This is a genomic window from Paramicrobacterium humi, assembly GCF_900105715.1.
In the GTDB taxonomy this organism is placed as follows: domain Bacteria; phylum Actinomycetota; class Actinomycetes; order Actinomycetales; family Microbacteriaceae; genus Paramicrobacterium; species Paramicrobacterium humi.
Genome location: NZ_FNRY01000001.1, coordinates 1,428,061 through 1,443,090, shown reverse-complemented (window position 1 = coordinate 1,443,090; position 15,030 = coordinate 1,428,061). Strand labels below are relative to the sequence as shown.

Here is a 15,030-nt window from a genome sequence, read left to right as displayed (position 1 = left end):
CTTGGCTTACGTACATTAATTTACTAAAGTCCAAACATGTCGAGTTCTCCGCTTGCAGACGCCGCCCCTGCACTCTCAAATCACGCTGTGGTCGGTGCGCGAAGCACCGCTGAGCTGCAAGCGGTGTCAACGGCCATCGCGCTCCCCGCCGTCATCGTTCAGTCGAAAGGTCATGGACACGCAGGAACAGCGATGGCCCTGGCGCCTCTCGCCCATGTCTTGTTCCAACGCGTCCTCAAGCACAACCCTCTCGATCCCGCGTGGGAAGGTCGCGACAGGCTCATACTGTCTGCGGGCCATGCCAGTCTGCTGCTCTACACACAGCTATATCTCTGCGGGTACGGGCTCACTCTCGAAGACCTGGCGGCAAGCCGAGCTCTAAGATCCAGGACTCCCGGGCACCCCGAACTGGGCGTCACTCCTGGAGTCGAGATGTCAACTGGTCCGCTCGGCCAGGGCCTCGCAAGCGCGGTAGGACTCGCGTTATCGCTGCGAAGGGATACGGCGCTCCACGATGCAGGAGCTGGCGTCTGGGATGCCACAGTTTATGCACTAGCCGGAGACGGTTGCTTACAGGAGGGCGTCTCGGCAGAAGCGTCGAGCCTCGCGGGTACGCTCGGCATCGACAATCTGGTGGCCATCTGGGATGACAATGGAATCTCCATCGATGGCCCGACGTCGACCACTTTCGCTGAAGACGTTCGTGACCGCTACCGCGCGTATGGGTGGCGAATCATCGAAGTGCAGGATGCTCGGAACCTCGACGAAATAGAGAACGCTCTGTTGACGGCACGCGAGCGGACAGGACGTCCCACTCTCGTCGCTGTGCGCAGCGTAATCGGCTCTCCGGCCGATGAGGTTGCCGGAACAAGCGCCGCACACGCCGGTCCATTGGGCGAGAAGACGATTGCCGGGCTGCTCACCACTCTCGGCCTTACGTCTAAATGCGGTCTCAATGAACTCGTAAGTGATGCCGTACTTGCGTTCACGCGCGAAGCAATCGTGCGCGGCGAGAGTTTACAGAAGAACTGGACAGCTGACCGTGAGCGCTGGGCTGACGAGCACTCAGACCTCAACGAGAAGAGGTGCTTGCTCAAGCATACGTTCGGGCCTCACACGACCAGTGCATTTGACGACGACAGCACCTTGGGGGACTCGGATCGGCTTTCCCGATTTCTTGCGGGCGAGCCATTGGCGACTCGCGTAGCCAATGGCACAGTCGTGAAGGCGCTCCACGAGCGCGGAGTGATTTGGGGCGGCTCAGCTGACCTGGCGGGTTCGACAAACATCGCCGTCCCAGGCGAACCGGTGTCCGCTCACAACCCGGCGGGAGAATTCATCCCGTTTGGCATCCGTGAACATGCAATGGCTGCAATCTTGTCCGGGATCGCACTCCATGGCCTTTGGAGGCCGTTCGGCTCGACCTATCTCGCATTCAGTGACTATCAACGCCCCAGCCTCCGGCTCGCGGCACTCATGAGCTTGCCCACGATTTACGTCTATACCCACGACTCCGTAGCAGTGGGGGAAGACGGCCCCACCCATCAGCCTGTCGAGCAGATCGCCTCTCTGCGCACCGTTCCGAATTTGTCTGTGATTAGGCCGGCCGACGCGTCGGAAGTCTTTGCAGCATGGCGCACAATTCTCGCAAAGCCGTCGGCCCCGACTGCCCTGGTATTGTCACGGCAAGCCCTCCCCGCATTGCCCGACCCCGCTGCTGCCGCAAGCGGTGTCAGCCGTGGCGGCTATGTTGCATGGAAGAGCGGTGAGGAACAAGACATCGCACTTATAGCAACGGGAAGCGAAGTTGCGCTCGCCATCGACGCGGCACGACGGCTCCAAACCAGCGGCATAAACGCACGCGTCGTTTCAATGCCTTGCGTTGAATGGTTCGAATCGGCGTCGCCCGAATGGCGAGAAGAGGTGTTGCCACAGGCTCTCGCGGCGCGGGTAGCGATAGAGGCAGGTCGAGGCGACGCGTGGTACCGCTGGGTCGGCGGTCGGGGCCGCGTAATCAGCATCGACGACTTCGGCGAATCCGGCCCTGGGGCAGCGGTCCTCGAGCTGCGCGGTTTGACAGTCGATGCGGTGGTCGACGCCGCGATGGCTTCACTGGCAGACATTCGATAGACACGGGCACCGAGAGAGACGACCTGTCGCTCGAGACCGATACCTTGAGCGGTTGCGCCGTCACAGACCGAGGGCAGACTCCTCCAGAGTGCCTTCCGCGCCGGGTCCCGTCGGTCCGGTGCGCCCCTCGAGGGGAATGATGCGCGTGTGGACGGCATCGAGGATGTCGTCGGGCGTGACGAAGTACTCCCATTCGAGCTCGGCGGGCGGGGCGATCCAGTTGCGGGCGCCGAGCACGACGACGGGCGCGTCGAGTTCGTCGAACGCCTCGGTCTGCACCCGCGAGGCGACGGTCTGCATCCAGCTGCCGCGGAGGTTCGCGTCGGAGGCGAGCAGCAGGCGGCCGGTCTTAGCGACCGACTCGAGCAGCAGCGTGTAGTCGAACGGAACCATGGAACGCGCGTCGATGACCTCGGTCGAGATCCCGTATTCGGCCTCGAGTCGATCGGCCGCTTCGATCGCCCGGTAGAGCGCGGCTCCGATGGTCATGACGGTGAGGTCGGCGCCCTCGCGCACGATGGTCGGCGTGCCGATCTCGATCTCGTAGTCCTCGCTCGGCACGCCGTCGGCGTGCACGACCTCGACCTGGTCATAGAGGCGCTGGCTCTCGAAGAACACGACGGGGTCGTTGCCTCGCAGCGCGGCCGCCATGAGCCCCTTCGCGTCACGGGCCGTCGCGGGGAAGACGACCTTGAGGCCGGGCACGAGCGCGACCATGGAACTCCAGTCCTGCGAGTGCTGAGCTCCGTACTTGCTGCCGACGGAGACGCGCAGCACCATCGGCATGTCGACGAGCCCACCGCTCATTGCGCGCCACTTCGCCATCTGGTTGAAGATCTCGTCGCCGGCGCAGCCGATGAAGTCGGCGTACATGAGCTCGACGACGGGGCGCCCGCCGGCAAGAGCGAATCCGACGCCGGAGCCGACGATCGCGGCTTCGGAGATGGGCGAGTTGAACAGGCGGTGCCGCGGCAGAAGCTCGGTGAGTCCGCGGTAGACGCCGAACGAGCCTCCCCAGTCTCGGTTCTCTTCACCCCAGAACGTCGTGCGATCGTCGGCGGCGGCCTGCCGGGCGATCGCCTCGAACAGGGCATCGCGGTAGGTCACGGCCTTGGCGCCGCTGAGCGTCTTCCCGTCCACGAGGCCGACCCGCGACTTTCGCGCGATGGCGGTCAGTCGCTCGAGTTCGTCGACCGGGACGAGAGTCTCCCCCTTCGGGGCCTCGCCGGCTTCGACGGACGTGTTGGAAAACGTGATCTCCGCCATCACACGCGGGTCGTCACGCAGCGAGAGGCGCGGGGAGACCGTCGTGTCGATCGCGACCTCGAGCACGGAGGCGACGGTGTGCTCGGCCCACGCCTTGAGCTCCGAGCGGCGTTCAGCGGTCGTGATGCCCGCGTCGATGAGACGGGAGAAGTGCTCGTCGATCGGGTCGACCGCCGCCCACAGCTCCAGCTCGTCCTTCGTGCGGTAGCTCGAGGCGTCGCTTGGTGAATGTCCCGACTGGCGGTAGGTCTGCACGTCGAGCAGCACGGGTCCGGTGCCGCTCTCAAGGTGCTCGCGCGCCTCCTCCATCGCCCGGATCACGGCAAGCGGATTGTTGCCGTCCACGGTCTGCGCGTGCATGTTGTGCGCGTTGAAGCCGGCGCCGAGCCGGGCGACCCGGTCATACGACATGGTCTCGCCGATCGTCTGGCCGCCCATGCCGTAGAAGTTGTTGACGATGAAGAACACGACGGGCAGCCCGCCCGAGTGCTTCTCGTCCATGAGTCCGAAGAGCTGTCCCATCCCGGCGAAGTTGAAGGACTCGAGCACGGGACCGCGCCCGGTGGCGGCATCGCCGATGCTCGCGACGACGATCCCGGGCTCGGCGCGCAGCCGGTTGTGCAGCGCAGCACCCATCGCCAGCGGCCCGGAGCCGCCGACGATCGCGTTGTTGGGGAAGATTCCGAGCGGCGGGAAGAACGCGTGCATGCTTCCGCCGAGGCCACGGTTGAATCCGGTCTTACGGCCGAAGGTCTCGGCCGTCATGCCGTACATGAGGTAGTTGATGGCCTGCTGCTCAGCGTCCGATGCAGGCAGCCGAGATTCGACAACGTCCCAGATCGCGCCGTTCGACCAGCTGCGCATGGCCTGTTCGACACCGGCGGGCGCGGCGCTCGTGATCGCCGAGAGCCCCTTGGCGATGACCTCGCCGTGGCTGCGGTGGCTGCCGAAGACCTTGTCGATCGTGCCGAGGGTGAACGCCTGGCCGACCGCCGCGGCCTCCTGGCCGATCGAGAGGTGCGCCGGCCCCGCGTGCACGTACTCAATGCCGGCGTAGGCCCCTTCGCGCTTGATGCTGTTGAGCATGAGTTCGAACTCGCGGACCAGGAGCATGTCGCGTCCGATCCGGACGAGCGCGTCGTCACCGTAGCGCGCCCGTTCCGCGTCGATGTCCGGCACATAGGCGTTGACGGGAATCGAGTCGATGTCGATGCGGCCGGAACCGCGCACGATGGCGGGATCGACGAGGAGTTCTTTTGCCATGTGTGTTCCTTACGCGCTGAAGGCCGACAGGACGTCGACGGTCTCGATGTTCTGGGCGATCTCGGCGAGCACTTTCGCTGCCGCCACACCGTCGAGGGCGCGGTGGTCGAAGGTGAGCGAGAGCGGAAGCTGACGCGGCGCGTCCGGGTACGCCTGGTGGGCGGCGCCGATCCCGAGGATGCACGCTTGGGGCGGGTTCAGCACGGGAGTGAACCAGTGGATGCCGAGCCCGCCGAGATTCGACACGGTGAAGGTGCCGCCCGACATGCGCTCGCTCGAGAGCGAACCGGCCTTGGCCTGCGCGATGGAATCGTGCGCGGTGCTCGCGAGATCCTCAAGCGAGAGTGTCTCAGCGCGCTCGATCACGGGAACGAGCAGTGCCTGCCCGGTGTCGACGGCGAACCCGAGATTCACCGTCCGGAACCGACGGATGCCGTCCCAGTTGAAAGCCGAGTTCGCCTCGGGATGCCGGATGACGGCCTTCGCCGTCGCGTAGAGGAGGAGGTCGTTGATGCTGATGCGTCCGCGCCCGGTGGACTCGCTCACGTGCGTCAGCCGAGCGGCGTAGTCGAAGAGGCGGCTCGCATCGGCGTAGCGGGTCAGCGTGACCTGCGCGGTCGACTGCAGCGACTCGTGCATCCGCTGCGCCGTGACCTTCCGTGCGCCGCGGACGGGCACGACCTCGAAATCGACGTCGGGCAGGGCGGATGCCGCCGGCGCGGCAGCTGCCGGGGCGACGCTTTCGGTGCTCGGGCGTGCCGCTTTGGCCGCGATGACGTCCGAGACGATGATGCGGCCGCCCGGCCCCGAGCCGACGATCCGTTCAAGGTCAATTCTCCTGCGCTCGGCCATGAGCGCCGCGCGAGGCGATGCTTTCACCTTGCCGCGGGCGTTGCGGCGCGATGCGAGGGGAGCGGGCCCGGCCGCGGCTGGCGACGCGGCGACCGGCGATGAGGCGGGGGCGGATGCCGTCGGCGAGGCGTCGGAATCGGGTGCCGTGCCCGCCACGCTCTCACCGGGCTCGCCGAGGATCGCCACGACGGAGAACTCTGCGACTTCGTCGCCCTCTTCGGCGAGCGCGCGCAGGAGAGTCCCGCTGACGGGCGCTTCGATATCGACCGTCGATTTCGCCGTCTCGAGCACGAGGAGCACCTCGCCTGCCGATACCGACTGGCCCTCAGCGACCGACCATTGCGCGACGACCACATCCTCGCCGGCATTACCGGTCGTCGGCACTCGGACTTCAGTGCTCATGGCTCTCCGCTTCGCAATAGTTTGTGCTCGTTTGATATTCTTTCGCTCGTATGAGCGCATTCTTACTGTACACTGATGGTCGCGTGCCGGTCAATCAGACGGCCACCGAAGGAGAATCGCCATGCCGCTTGACTCGCGCTTGTCTGCATCGCGACGCTCGCCGCTGCTTGAGGCTGCGATCGTCGCGCGCCGCTATTACATTGACAACAAGCAGAAGAGCGAGATCGCAGACGAGCTGGGAATCTCGCGCTTCAAGGTCGCACGGCTGCTTGATGACGCCCGCGCGCAGGGGCTCGTGCATATTCAGGTCGACATGCCTGCGGAACTCGATCTTCCGCTCGGTGACCGGCTAGCTGCCAGGTTCGGCCTATCCCGGGCGGTCGTCGTCAATACCGCGGATTCGTCGGTGGACATGACGACATATCTACTCGGTCAGGCTTGTGCAGACCTTCTCGAGGCTTTTGTCGACGTGGACGACGTGCTCGGCATCACCTGGGGCGCCACCCTCACGCGAGTTGCAGATGCACTTTCAACACTTCCTCAGTGCACCCTCGTCCAGCTCGTGGGAGGAGTCTCAAGCGTCGATCTCAACGTCAGCGGTGTCGAGCTGCTGCGGCGAATTGGGTCAAAGACCAACGGACCCACGCACGCCCTTCACGCCCCATTACTCGTTCGCAATGCCGCCGTCGCCTCTGACCTCAGGGCGGAACCGGAGATTGCGTCGACTCTGTCCAAATGTGATTCCCTCACGGCCGCCCTCGTGGGCATCGGATCGTGGAACGAGAACTCGACCTTCTACGCCCACGTCGACGAGACCGAGCGTGAGGAGTTCCGCACGCGAGGCGCGGTCGCCGACATGTGCGCCCTCGTCTTCGACGGCAACGGCGAGCTGCTCGAGGGCTCCCTGAGCGAGCGCACGATCGGCATCTCCGCCGAGCAGTTGCGCAAGGTTCCGGACGTCATCGCCGTGGCCGGCGGCGCCGACAAAGTCCCCGCCATCCGGGCGGCGCTCGCGAGCGGCATCCCGAACACGCTTGTCACCGACTCGATCACCGCCGAGACGCTGCTTGCTGATGCCTGAGTTCCGCGACGGTCCGCCGCCGACTGTGACGCTCAGGCGCGGGCGGCGCTCCGCTTGCGGATGACCACGTTCGCCGGCCAGCTCAGCACGAGCAGGAACAGCGCGAAGTAGTTCACCGCCGGCCAGAGCGTGCCCACGACGAGCGCGACGAAGAACAGTGCGGTCGTAATGATGCTGTTGGTGCGCACGTGCTCGGGCAGCGGATTGTCCGCGTCCTCCTGCGCCGAACCGCGGATCGCGAGCACGTGCAGCGTCAGCAGCAGGCTGCTCACGGCCATGGTCGCGATGTAGAAGCCGATCACGCCCGGCTCGACGGCGAGGCTTGCGGTCATCGCCGTGGGCAGGGGAAGCAGCACGATCGTGAACGCCCACAGCAGCGTGAGCAGCAGGGTGCGCGGCGTGTAGGTCGTGACGTGCTCGAAGATGCGGTGATGCGCGAGCCACAGGCGAGCGATCACGGCGAAGCTGATCAAGAAGGCGATGAGCTGAAGCGCGTGCTCGGCGAAGAAATCGCCCGCGGTCATGCCCGAGGCGTCGAGATCGGATGCCGCGTCCACGAGCGGCAGCACGAGCAGCGTGATCGCGATGGCGACGATCGCATCCGTGAACGCCGTCAACCGGTCGAGACCCCGCGTCGTGCTCATGCGACAAGAGTAGTGGGCGACGGTCGCCCGGGCGCGACCTTCCTCACCCAGGGCGGAGTGGCCCCAGTTCGGGTGAGGATTACTCCGACGTAGGCGATTTTGTCGAGAACGATGAATGCTCGAGCGCGATAGTGGGTGCATCTCGCACCACAGCACGGAGGCTTTAGCATTCATGGAATTCAACGAGCGACTGACGGCGCTGGCCGCAAAGGTCCGCGAACAGCGAAGCTCCATTGAGACTGAAGAAGCGGCCAAGAATGCGTTCGTCATGCCGTTCATTTCCACGATTCTCGGTTACGACGTGTTCAACCCTCTCGAGGTCATTCCAGAATTCACCGCCGACGTCGGCGTCAAGAAGGGAGAGAAGGTCGACTATGCCATTACTCACAATGGCGACGTTCAGATCCTGATCGAGTGCAAACGAATTAACGACGCGCTTCGAATCGAGCACGCGTCTCAGCTCTTCCGCTACTTCGCTGTCACGAACGCTCGAATCGCCATCCTCACGAACGGCGAGGTGTACCAGTTCTACACCGACTTGGACCGCCCCAACCGGATGGACTCGAAGCCTTTCCTTGTGCTTGACCTCAATGAGATCGATCCGACCCTCATCCCCGAGGTACGCAAGCTGTCAAAGGAGATCTTCGATCTCGACTCCGTGCTCAACGCGGCGGAGGAGCTGAAATACGTTGGCCAGATAAAGCGCGCAATGTCTGCTCAGTTCAAGGAGCCGACGGACGACTGGGTGAGGTTCTTCACTTCCCGCGTATACGACGGAGCATTCACGCAGCGGGTGCGCGAACAATTCACACCGCTTGTGGGCAAGGCGAGCCAACAATTCCTCACGGAGCAAGTGAACGACCGGTTGAAGACCGCCCTCGGCTCGTCGAGTTACCCCGCAGAAGAGCTCGCTGACGAGGTCAAGAGCGAGACCGTTGTCGAAGAGAGCCTCTCACGTGATGACTCGATCGAGACGACCCTCGAAGAGCTTGAAGGCTTCCACATCGTTCGGGCCATCGTGTGCAACGAACTCAAGCTTGAGCGAATTTGTCACCGGGACGCGAAGTCCTACTTCGCGATCCTCGCTGACGACAACAATCGGAAACCGATCGCCCGGCTCCACTTCAACCACTCTCAGAAGTATTTGGGGCTGTTTGACGAGAACAAGGCCGAAACGAGAGTGCCGATCGAGTCTCTGGACCAGATCTACAGGCACGTCGATGCGCTTCGTGAAGCTGCCCGGCGATACGCGTAGCGACTCCTAAGTCACCCCGCGACCTCAGCCCGCTGGCGTTCCCGATCCCGCTGTCGCCGCCGCGTCACGCACGGCGCCGTCGAAGTCCGGCGTCTGCGACAGTCCCGCGACACCGAGGCTGCGGCCCTGCGGGTCGCTCGCGATCACGCGCATTCCGCGTTCGCGGCACCAGGTCGCGAGGGCCGCGAGCATCCACACGGCGACGGACTGCAGCTGCGTGACCTCCGTGAGGTCGAGAACGATGACCGCCGGATTCTCGCGCTCGGCGGGCCGCGCCTGCAGCCAGGCGTCGACGTCGAGGAGCAGCTGCTCGGCGCCGTCGAAGTCGATATAGCCGCGCAAGCGCCACACGGCGAGATCGTCGGCGTGGTCTTGCAGCAGCTGCGCCGCAGCGGCATCCTGTTCCGCTCCGAGCCCGGCCTCCAGCTCGTCGTTCGCGGCAGTGACCTCGGAGGCCGAGAGCGAGAGCGGCCGGTGCAGCACGTGGAGCCCGAAGCGGTTCGCGAGGCGCTGCGCCGCGACCACCGCGCGCACGCTCGCGCCGCTCGCATCGAGACGCGGGCTGAACAGGCCGAGCCCGAACTCGCCCGGTGAGCTCGCGACGAGGCCGCCCGCGACCCCGGACTTCGCCGGGAGGCCAGCGCGCAGCAGCCATTCGCCCGCGTAGTCGTACATGCCGCACGTGGCCATGATCGTCATCACGTGCTGGCAGGTCTCCGCGCTCGTCACGCGTCGCCGGGTCAGCGGGTTGACGCCGCCGTTCGCGAGCGTCGCGCCCATGACCGCGATGTCGTGCGCGGTGACGAGAATCGAGCACTGCCGGAAGTACGTGTCGAGCGTGTCGCCGACGGGCGCTGTGAGGGAGCCCGCGCCGCGCATGAGGTAGGCGAGCGCCCGGTTGCGATCGCCCGACTCCTGCTCGGACGCGAAGACGGCCTCATCGACGCTCAGCTGCCGGCCGGCGAACGCGCTCAGCCGTTCGAGGATGCGCTCGAACCGTCGCTCGGGGCTCGCACCGTCGACGAGCGAAGTCGTCACGATCGCTCCCGCGTTCACCATGGGGTTCGGCGGGCGTCCGGTTCCCGCCTCGAGCTTCACCGAATTAAACGCCTCACCGCTCGGCTCCGCGCCGACGCGCTCGTGCACGGCGTCGAGGCCGCGGTCGTCGAGGGCGAGCGAGTAGACGAAGGGTTTGGATGCCGACTGGATCGTGAACGGCACGTCGGTGTCGCCGCTCTCGTACACGCGACCGTTCAGGCCGCACAGGGCGATGCCGAACAGCTCCGGGTCGACCTCCGCGAGCTGCGGGATGTAGTCCGCGACCGCGCCCCTGCGGTCGTCGACGAGCCTGTCGTGCACGACGTCGAGGAAGGACGTGACGATGTCAGAGAGGGTCTCGGGCGCGGCCATGCACCCATGCTACGGACGGCCGACACTCAGCGCACGGACACGGGGCGTCCCGACTGCGCTGACTCGTACGCCGCGAGCACGACCTCGACCACGTGCCGCGCGTGCGCGAGCGACACGCTCGGCTCGGCTCCCCCGACGGCGGATGCGAAGTCGCGCAGCTCCGCCGTGAAGGCGTCTTGCAGCCAGTCGTCGTTCGCCTCCCACAGCGTGAGGGTGTGACCGTCCTGCTGCCGGAAGGTGCCGTTCAGCGGGTCGGCGGTGATGACGCCGCCCTCCCCGACGATGACGAGTTCGTCGGCGTAGCGCGGCGCGTCTGACACGACGGTTATCGACACGGTCGCGCCCGTGTCGAGTTCGAGTCGGACGATGCCATCGGTTTCCACGGACACGTCGTGTCGACGAGCGACGGAAGCGGTGACGGTGCGCGCCCGCCCGCCGGCGAGCCACAGGGTGCGGTCGATGCAGTGCCCGCCGATGTTGATGAGCGAGCCGCCGCCGGCGATGCGCCTCGAGAAGAACCAGGGCGTGCGGATGCCGGGACGGTAGTCCGTCGTGCGATAGTCGCGCAGCAGCAGCGGAGCGCCGATGTCGCCACGCGCGATCGCGTCGGCGGCGGCGCGCTTGCCGGGCGTGTAGTGCTGCACGTGGCCGACCATGAGCGTCGTTCCATGCTGCTCGCTCGCGCGCAGCATCCGATCGCAGTCTTCGAGCGTCGTCGCCATGGGCTTCTCCACGAGCGCGTGCAGTCCGGCTGCCGCCGCCTCGACGGCCATGGGCGCGTGCAGAGCGTGCGGGGTGTTCACGATGACCGCGTCGACAAGGCCGCTCGCATAGAGGTCGCGGTAGTCGCCGAAGATCGCCGCGTCCTCGGGCGCGACGGCCCGGGCGGCGTCCTCGTTGAGATCGCACACCGCGGCGATGCCAAGGCCGTCGATCTGCTCGGCCGCCGTGACGTGGTTGACGGCGACGGCGCCCGCGCCGATCAGTCCGATGCGCATGTGCTCTCCCGACGTTGGTGTGCCTCCAGTCAACCGCATCCGCGCGGTGATGGCGGGAATACCGGACCGCATTCCGACGCTGTCGCAAGCATGAAGAGCATCGGGTTTCTCTCGTTCGGGCACTACCAGGACGTGCCGGGCTCGCTCGTGCACACCGCCGCCGACGCGCTCACGCAGACGATCGAGCTCGCGGTGGCAGCCGAAGAGCTCGGTGTCGACGGCGCCTACGTGCGCGTGCACCACTTCGCGCCGCAGCTGGCCTCGCCGTTCCCGCTGCTCGCCGCGATGGGAGCGCGCACGAGCCGCATCGAGCTTGGCACGGGCGTGATCGACATGCGCTACGAGAATCCCCTCTATATGGCGGAGGAAGCTGGGGCCGCCGACCTCATCAGCGGCGGGCGCCTGCAGCTCGGCGTGAGCCGCGGATCACCCGAGCCCGCAGACCGCGGGTTCGAAGCGTTCGGCTACGTCACGCCCGAGGACGCCACCGACGCGGACGTCGCCCGGCAGAAGACGGCGATCTTCCGCGCCGCCATCTCCGGAGCCGGTCTCGTGCGCGCGAACCCGCAAACCGCCGGCCACGCCGGCGCCCTCGCGATCGAGCCGCAGTCGCCGGGGCTCGACACGCGCATCTGGTGGGGATCCGGCACGCGCGCGACGTCGAAGTGGACGGGCGAGCAGGGCATGAACCTCATGAGCTCCACGCTCCTGACCGAAGACACCGGCGTGCCGTTCGACGAGCTGCAGGCCGAGCAGATCCAGGTCTTCCGCGACGCCTGGAAGGAAGCCGGCCACGAGGGCACGCCCCGCGTCTCGGTGAGCCGCAGCATCATGCCCCTCGTCACCGATGCCGACCGCCGCTACTTCGGCATCCGCGCCCAAGCCGAGAGCCGCGACCAGGTCGGCGTCATCGATGACAGCATCTCCCGCTTCGGCAAGAGCTACATCGGCGAGCCCGACAAGCTCATCGAGGAGTTGAGATCGGATGCCGCCATCGCGGCAGCCGACACCCTTCTGTTGACCGTGCCGAACCAGCTGGGCGTGGACTACAACGCGAAGCTGCTCGAGAGCGTCGTGACGCTCGTCGCGCCGGAGCTCGGCTGGCGCTGAGCCTGTGTTACACTGTAACACAGGAGGTACTTCGATGGCCACTTCCACCTTGACGCTTCGGCTCGACGCCTCGGAAAAGCGTCTCCTTACCGACTACGCGAAGACTTTCGGCATGTCCGTCTCCGAGTTCGTGCGCAGGTCTGCGCTTGAACGCATCGAGGATGAACTCGATCTTCAGGCGTGGAACAGAGCCAAGGATGAGTTCGATGCAGATCCGCTGACACTGAGCGCAGACGAGATCGCCGCAAAGTATCTGTAAATGTGGAGTCTCTTCTACTCGCGTCGCGCTGAAAGGCAGCTCTCAAAGCTCGATCCAGGCGTCAGGCGCATCATTGTGTCGTGGTTGAACAAGAACGTCGATGGCTGCGACGATCCGCGCTCGATAGGCAAGGGACTGACTGCGGGGCTTTCGGGCAAATGGCGTTATCGCATCGGCGACTACCGCATACTGTGTGAGATTCGAGACGCGGAGCTCGTGGTTCTGGCGATTGAAATCGGCCACCGCAGCGATGTGTACCGCTGAGCGGCACATCGAAGGGGCGGCGATTTTCTCGGCGGTAGGCTCCTAATCGTGTCGAATTATCGGGATGAACCCGAACCGGCGCAGCCCCCGCCGAATGCGCGGCTGCTGTTCTGGCTGAAAGTCCCGTACGCCGCGGACGTCGTCCTCGTGATCATCGGCGTCGCGTTCCTGCTCGCCGATAACGGCGTGGGCTGGTGGGTGCTCGTCTTCGCCGCGGTGCGCGCGGCGGTCGGAACGATCGCGCTGTTCTGGCTCTACCCGCGACTCACGGGCCGCCGGAAACAGTGACTGTCCGTGGGCAGCTCGTTTTGCCACGGCATCCGCTCTGACGTTGTCGTGATGACGGCTCGTAGGATTGCGTCATGGCCGTCGTGAAGATCAATGCCGTCGAAGTTCCCGAAGAGGCGCGTCCCGAGTTCGAACGCCGATTCATTCATCGCGCCGGAACGATCGACGACTCCCCCGGCTTTCTCGGGTTCGAGCTGCTTCGTCCCGTCGCCGGCGAGGATCGCTACTTCGTCGTGACGCGCTGGGAGGACGACGAGTCCTACGAGGCGTGGCGCGATGGCGCCGCGCGCGCCGCCCACAAGGGTGAGCACGGGAAGCCCGTTCTGACGCAAGCGACGGTTCTCGAGTTCCAGGTCGTGCTCGACGTCGAACCGCGCTGACGCCTCGGCCACGGTGCCCGCGCTGAGCAGATCGCCCGCAGTGGGATAATCGCCTTCGTTCGCCGGTCGCGCACGAAGGGGCTCTCGCATGTGGATGGAATTCGGACTCGACTGGCTTGACGCTGTCCGCGTGGTTGTCTCGTGCATCGTCTTCTACGGTGCGGTACTGCTGCTCGTGCGGGGCTTGGGACAGCGCACGCTCGCGACGCTGTCGAGCTTCGACCTCGCCGCGGTGATCGCCCTCGGCGCGGTCATCGGGCGCGCGATTCTCGGCGATACCCCCACCCTCTTCGCGGGACTGCTGGGGCTCGCGACGCTGCTTGTGCTGCAGGCCGCAACAGGCCAGCTGCGACGCGTGAGACGCGCTGCGAATCTCGTCAACAGCCCGGCGGTCGTGCTCATGGCTGGCACCGAGCTGCTCGAGGACAACCTCGCGTCCTCCCACGTCGTCGCGGACGAGGTGTACTCAAAACTCCGGCTCGCCGGCGTGCGCAGCCGCGCCGAGGTCGCGTGCGTGATCCTCGAGCCGACAGGACAGATCAGCGTGCTGCGCCGCGGCGAGATGATCGACCCTGAGCTCCTACAAGGAGTCGTCGGGGCCGAGCGGGTGCCGCGCGATTTCGTCAGCGGGAGTTGAGCCCGAGCGTGTGTATCGTGCTCCAGTTCGGGCAGGGACGGCATACTGCGTCGCAGCGATATGCGGGTGCCTCGTCCCATTAAGTACGATCGAGTCATGCCCCAAACCCGCTTCCCGCGTCGCGTATACGACCGTGGAACGGACCCGGATCCGCGTTTCAGCCTAGCGAACGAACGCACCTTCCTCGCCTGGATCCGAACGTCGCTCGCGCTGCTCGCCGGGGGCGTGGCGCTTGCCGCCCTGCCGCTCGACATCCCGCTCGGGCTGCGCATCGGTGCCGTCGCGATCCTGCTCGGCCTGGGTCTCGCCGCGCCCATCTACGGCTGGATCGCGTGGATGCGCAACGAACGCGCTCTTCGCGAGGCGAATCCCCTGCACGCGCCGTCACTCGCGATCGTGATCGTGGTCGGTCTCGTGCTCGCCGGCGCCCTCGTCGCCACCGGCCTCATGCTGTGACCAGCCCACGCGTCTTCGACCCGGGACTGCAGCCCGAGCGCACGCTCATGTCGTGGCAGCGCACGACGCTCGCGCTCATGGTCGGCATCGCGGCAGCCGTCCACTACGTTGCCCCCGAGCTCGGAGGCCCCGCCGCCATCTTCGCGGGCGTCACCGGTATCGCCGTCGCGGTCGCCGCGTATGCCGCGGCGCACCGCCGCTACGCCAAGGGGACGCGTGAACTGCTCGCAACCTCGACGCTGACTGTGTCGGCGTGGCCGATGCTGCTGCTGTCGCTCGCGTGCTTCGCCGGCGGCCTCATCGCCGTCGTGTTTGCCGTCGTCGTGCTGCTCTGA

At 66.0% G+C, this 15,030-nt stretch carries 16 protein-coding genes; 11 read left to right on the top strand and 5 right to left on the bottom strand.

The annotated features are described in order from the left end of the window. Window positions 1-36: 36 nt before the first annotated feature. Entirely contained in the window at window positions 37-2,130 is a 2,094-nt protein-coding gene (locus BLV49_RS07240) for a transketolase family protein (protein ID WP_091182004.1), read from the top strand. A gap of 60 nt (window positions 2,131-2,190) precedes the next feature. On the opposite strand, the gene BLV49_RS07235 is transcribed toward BLV49_RS07240, so the two are convergent. Together BLV49_RS07235 and BLV49_RS07230 are read right to left on the bottom strand one after the other, a co-directional pair. Then, window positions 2,191-4,659: an alpha-ketoacid dehydrogenase subunit alpha/beta gene (locus BLV49_RS07235; protein ID WP_091182001.1), complete on the bottom strand. Its 2,469-nt coding sequence runs from the start codon at window positions 4,657-4,659 to the stop codon at window positions 2,191-2,193. A 9-nt stretch (window positions 4,660-4,668) separates the two neighbouring features. Next, window positions 4,669-5,913, bottom strand: a complete 1,245-nt coding sequence (locus BLV49_RS07230) for a dihydrolipoamide acetyltransferase family protein (protein ID WP_176980758.1) — start codon at window positions 5,911-5,913, stop codon at window positions 4,669-4,671. A 121-nt stretch (window positions 5,914-6,034) separates the two neighbouring features. Between BLV49_RS07230 and BLV49_RS07225 the strand changes: the two genes are divergently transcribed. Further along, the gene (locus BLV49_RS07225; RefSeq protein ID WP_091181995.1) at window positions 6,035-6,994 is read left to right on the top strand and encodes a sugar-binding transcriptional regulator; all 960 of its coding nucleotides are present in this window, start codon (window positions 6,035-6,037) and stop codon (window positions 6,992-6,994) included. Between the two features lie 32 nt (window positions 6,995-7,026). On the opposite strand, the gene BLV49_RS07220 is transcribed toward BLV49_RS07225, so the two are convergent. Continuing rightward, on the bottom strand, window positions 7,027-7,638 hold the full coding sequence (locus BLV49_RS07220; protein WP_176980757.1) for a TMEM175 family protein: 612 nt from the start codon (window positions 7,636-7,638) through the stop codon (window positions 7,027-7,029). A 172-nt stretch (window positions 7,639-7,810) separates the two neighbouring features. Between BLV49_RS07220 and BLV49_RS07215 the strand changes: the two genes are divergently transcribed. Next, window positions 7,811-8,893 (top strand): type I restriction endonuclease, encoded by a 1,083-nt coding sequence (locus tag BLV49_RS07215; protein ID WP_091181992.1) that lies wholly within the window; start codon window positions 7,811-7,813, stop codon window positions 8,891-8,893. A gap of 24 nt (window positions 8,894-8,917) precedes the next feature. Here BLV49_RS07215 and glsA read toward each other — a convergent pair whose 3' ends face one another. Next, on the bottom strand, window positions 8,918-10,303 hold the full coding sequence (glsA, locus tag BLV49_RS07210) for a glutaminase A (protein ID WP_091181989.1): 1,386 nt from the start codon (window positions 10,301-10,303) through the stop codon (window positions 8,918-8,920). A gap of 26 nt (window positions 10,304-10,329) precedes the next feature. Beyond that, window positions 10,330-11,301: a Gfo/Idh/MocA family protein gene (locus BLV49_RS07205; RefSeq protein WP_091181986.1), complete on the bottom strand. Its 972-nt coding sequence runs from the start codon at window positions 11,299-11,301 to the stop codon at window positions 10,330-10,332. A gap of 90 nt (window positions 11,302-11,391) precedes the next feature. On the opposite strand from BLV49_RS07205, the gene BLV49_RS07200 reads away from it, so the two are divergent. From BLV49_RS07200 to BLV49_RS07165, 8 genes are all read left to right on the top strand, one after another. Next, window positions 11,392-12,411: an LLM class flavin-dependent oxidoreductase gene (locus tag BLV49_RS07200; RefSeq protein WP_091181982.1), complete on the top strand. Its 1,020-nt coding sequence runs from the start codon at window positions 11,392-11,394 to the stop codon at window positions 12,409-12,411. Between the two features lie 34 nt (window positions 12,412-12,445). After that, window positions 12,446-12,670 (top strand): type II toxin-antitoxin system RelB family antitoxin, encoded by a 225-nt coding sequence (gene relB, locus BLV49_RS07195; protein WP_091181980.1) that lies wholly within the window; start codon window positions 12,446-12,448, stop codon window positions 12,668-12,670. Continuing rightward, window positions 12,671-12,934, top strand: coding sequence for a type II toxin-antitoxin system RelE family toxin (locus tag BLV49_RS07190; RefSeq protein ID WP_091181977.1), 264 nt, complete (start codon window positions 12,671-12,673; stop codon window positions 12,932-12,934). Window positions 12,935-12,982: 48 nt separating this feature from the next. Then, window positions 12,983-13,222 carry a hypothetical protein gene (locus BLV49_RS07185; RefSeq protein WP_091181975.1) on the top strand — a complete coding sequence of 80 codons (240 nt, stop codon included), beginning with the start codon at window positions 12,983-12,985 and terminating at the stop codon, window positions 13,220-13,222. 74 nt (window positions 13,223-13,296) lie between these two features. After that, window positions 13,297-13,602, top strand: coding sequence for an antibiotic biosynthesis monooxygenase family protein (locus tag BLV49_RS07180; protein WP_091181972.1), 306 nt, complete (start codon window positions 13,297-13,299; stop codon window positions 13,600-13,602). A gap of 88 nt (window positions 13,603-13,690) precedes the next feature. Next, the gene (locus tag BLV49_RS07175; RefSeq protein WP_091181969.1) at window positions 13,691-14,239 is read left to right on the top strand and encodes a DUF421 domain-containing protein; all 549 of its coding nucleotides are present in this window, start codon (window positions 13,691-13,693) and stop codon (window positions 14,237-14,239) included. A gap of 96 nt (window positions 14,240-14,335) precedes the next feature. Further along, window positions 14,336-14,695 carry a YidH family protein gene (locus BLV49_RS07170; RefSeq protein WP_091181966.1) on the top strand — a complete coding sequence of 120 codons (360 nt, stop codon included), beginning with the start codon at window positions 14,336-14,338 and terminating at the stop codon, window positions 14,693-14,695. Next, window positions 14,692-15,030 carry a DUF202 domain-containing protein gene (locus BLV49_RS07165; protein ID WP_143033991.1) on the top strand — a complete coding sequence of 113 codons (339 nt, stop codon included), beginning with the start codon at window positions 14,692-14,694 and terminating at the stop codon, window positions 15,028-15,030. Before BLV49_RS07170 ends, BLV49_RS07165 begins: the two co-directional genes overlap by 4 nt.

What these genes read in the sequence shown, in the direction of transcription:
- BLV49_RS07240 (WP_091182004.1), top strand. Translation starts at nt 37, where the DNA reads ATGTCGAGTTCTCCGCTTGCAGACGCCGCCCCTGCACTCTCAAATCAC.
- BLV49_RS07235 (WP_091182001.1), bottom strand. Translation starts at nt 4,659, where the DNA reads ATGGCAAAAGAACTCCTCGTCGATCCCGCCATCGTGCGCGGTTCCGGC.
- BLV49_RS07230 (WP_176980758.1), bottom strand. Translation starts at nt 5,913, where the DNA reads ATGAGCACTGAAGTCCGAGTGCCGACGACCGGTAATGCCGGCGAGGAT.
- BLV49_RS07225 (WP_091181995.1), top strand. Translation starts at nt 6,035, where the DNA reads ATGCCGCTTGACTCGCGCTTGTCTGCATCGCGACGCTCGCCGCTGCTT.
- BLV49_RS07220 (WP_176980757.1), bottom strand. Translation starts at nt 7,638, where the DNA reads ATGAGCACGACGCGGGGTCTCGACCGGTTGACGGCGTTCACGGATGCG.
- BLV49_RS07215 (WP_091181992.1), top strand. Translation starts at nt 7,811, where the DNA reads ATGGAATTCAACGAGCGACTGACGGCGCTGGCCGCAAAGGTCCGCGAA.
- glsA (WP_091181989.1), bottom strand. Translation starts at nt 10,303, where the DNA reads ATGGCCGCGCCCGAGACCCTCTCTGACATCGTCACGTCCTTCCTCGAC.
- BLV49_RS07205 (WP_091181986.1), bottom strand. Translation starts at nt 11,301, where the DNA reads ATGCGCATCGGACTGATCGGCGCGGGCGCCGTCGCCGTCAACCACGTC.
- BLV49_RS07200 (WP_091181982.1), top strand. Translation starts at nt 11,392, where the DNA reads ATGAAGAGCATCGGGTTTCTCTCGTTCGGGCACTACCAGGACGTGCCG.
- relB (WP_091181980.1), top strand. Translation starts at nt 12,446, where the DNA reads ATGGCCACTTCCACCTTGACGCTTCGGCTCGACGCCTCGGAAAAGCGT.
- BLV49_RS07190 (WP_091181977.1), top strand. Translation starts at nt 12,671, where the DNA reads ATGTGGAGTCTCTTCTACTCGCGTCGCGCTGAAAGGCAGCTCTCAAAG.
- BLV49_RS07180 (WP_091181972.1), top strand. Translation starts at nt 13,297, where the DNA reads ATGGCCGTCGTGAAGATCAATGCCGTCGAAGTTCCCGAAGAGGCGCGT.
- BLV49_RS07175 (WP_091181969.1), top strand. Translation starts at nt 13,691, where the DNA reads ATGTGGATGGAATTCGGACTCGACTGGCTTGACGCTGTCCGCGTGGTT.
- BLV49_RS07170 (WP_091181966.1), top strand. Translation starts at nt 14,336, where the DNA reads ATGCCCCAAACCCGCTTCCCGCGTCGCGTATACGACCGTGGAACGGAC.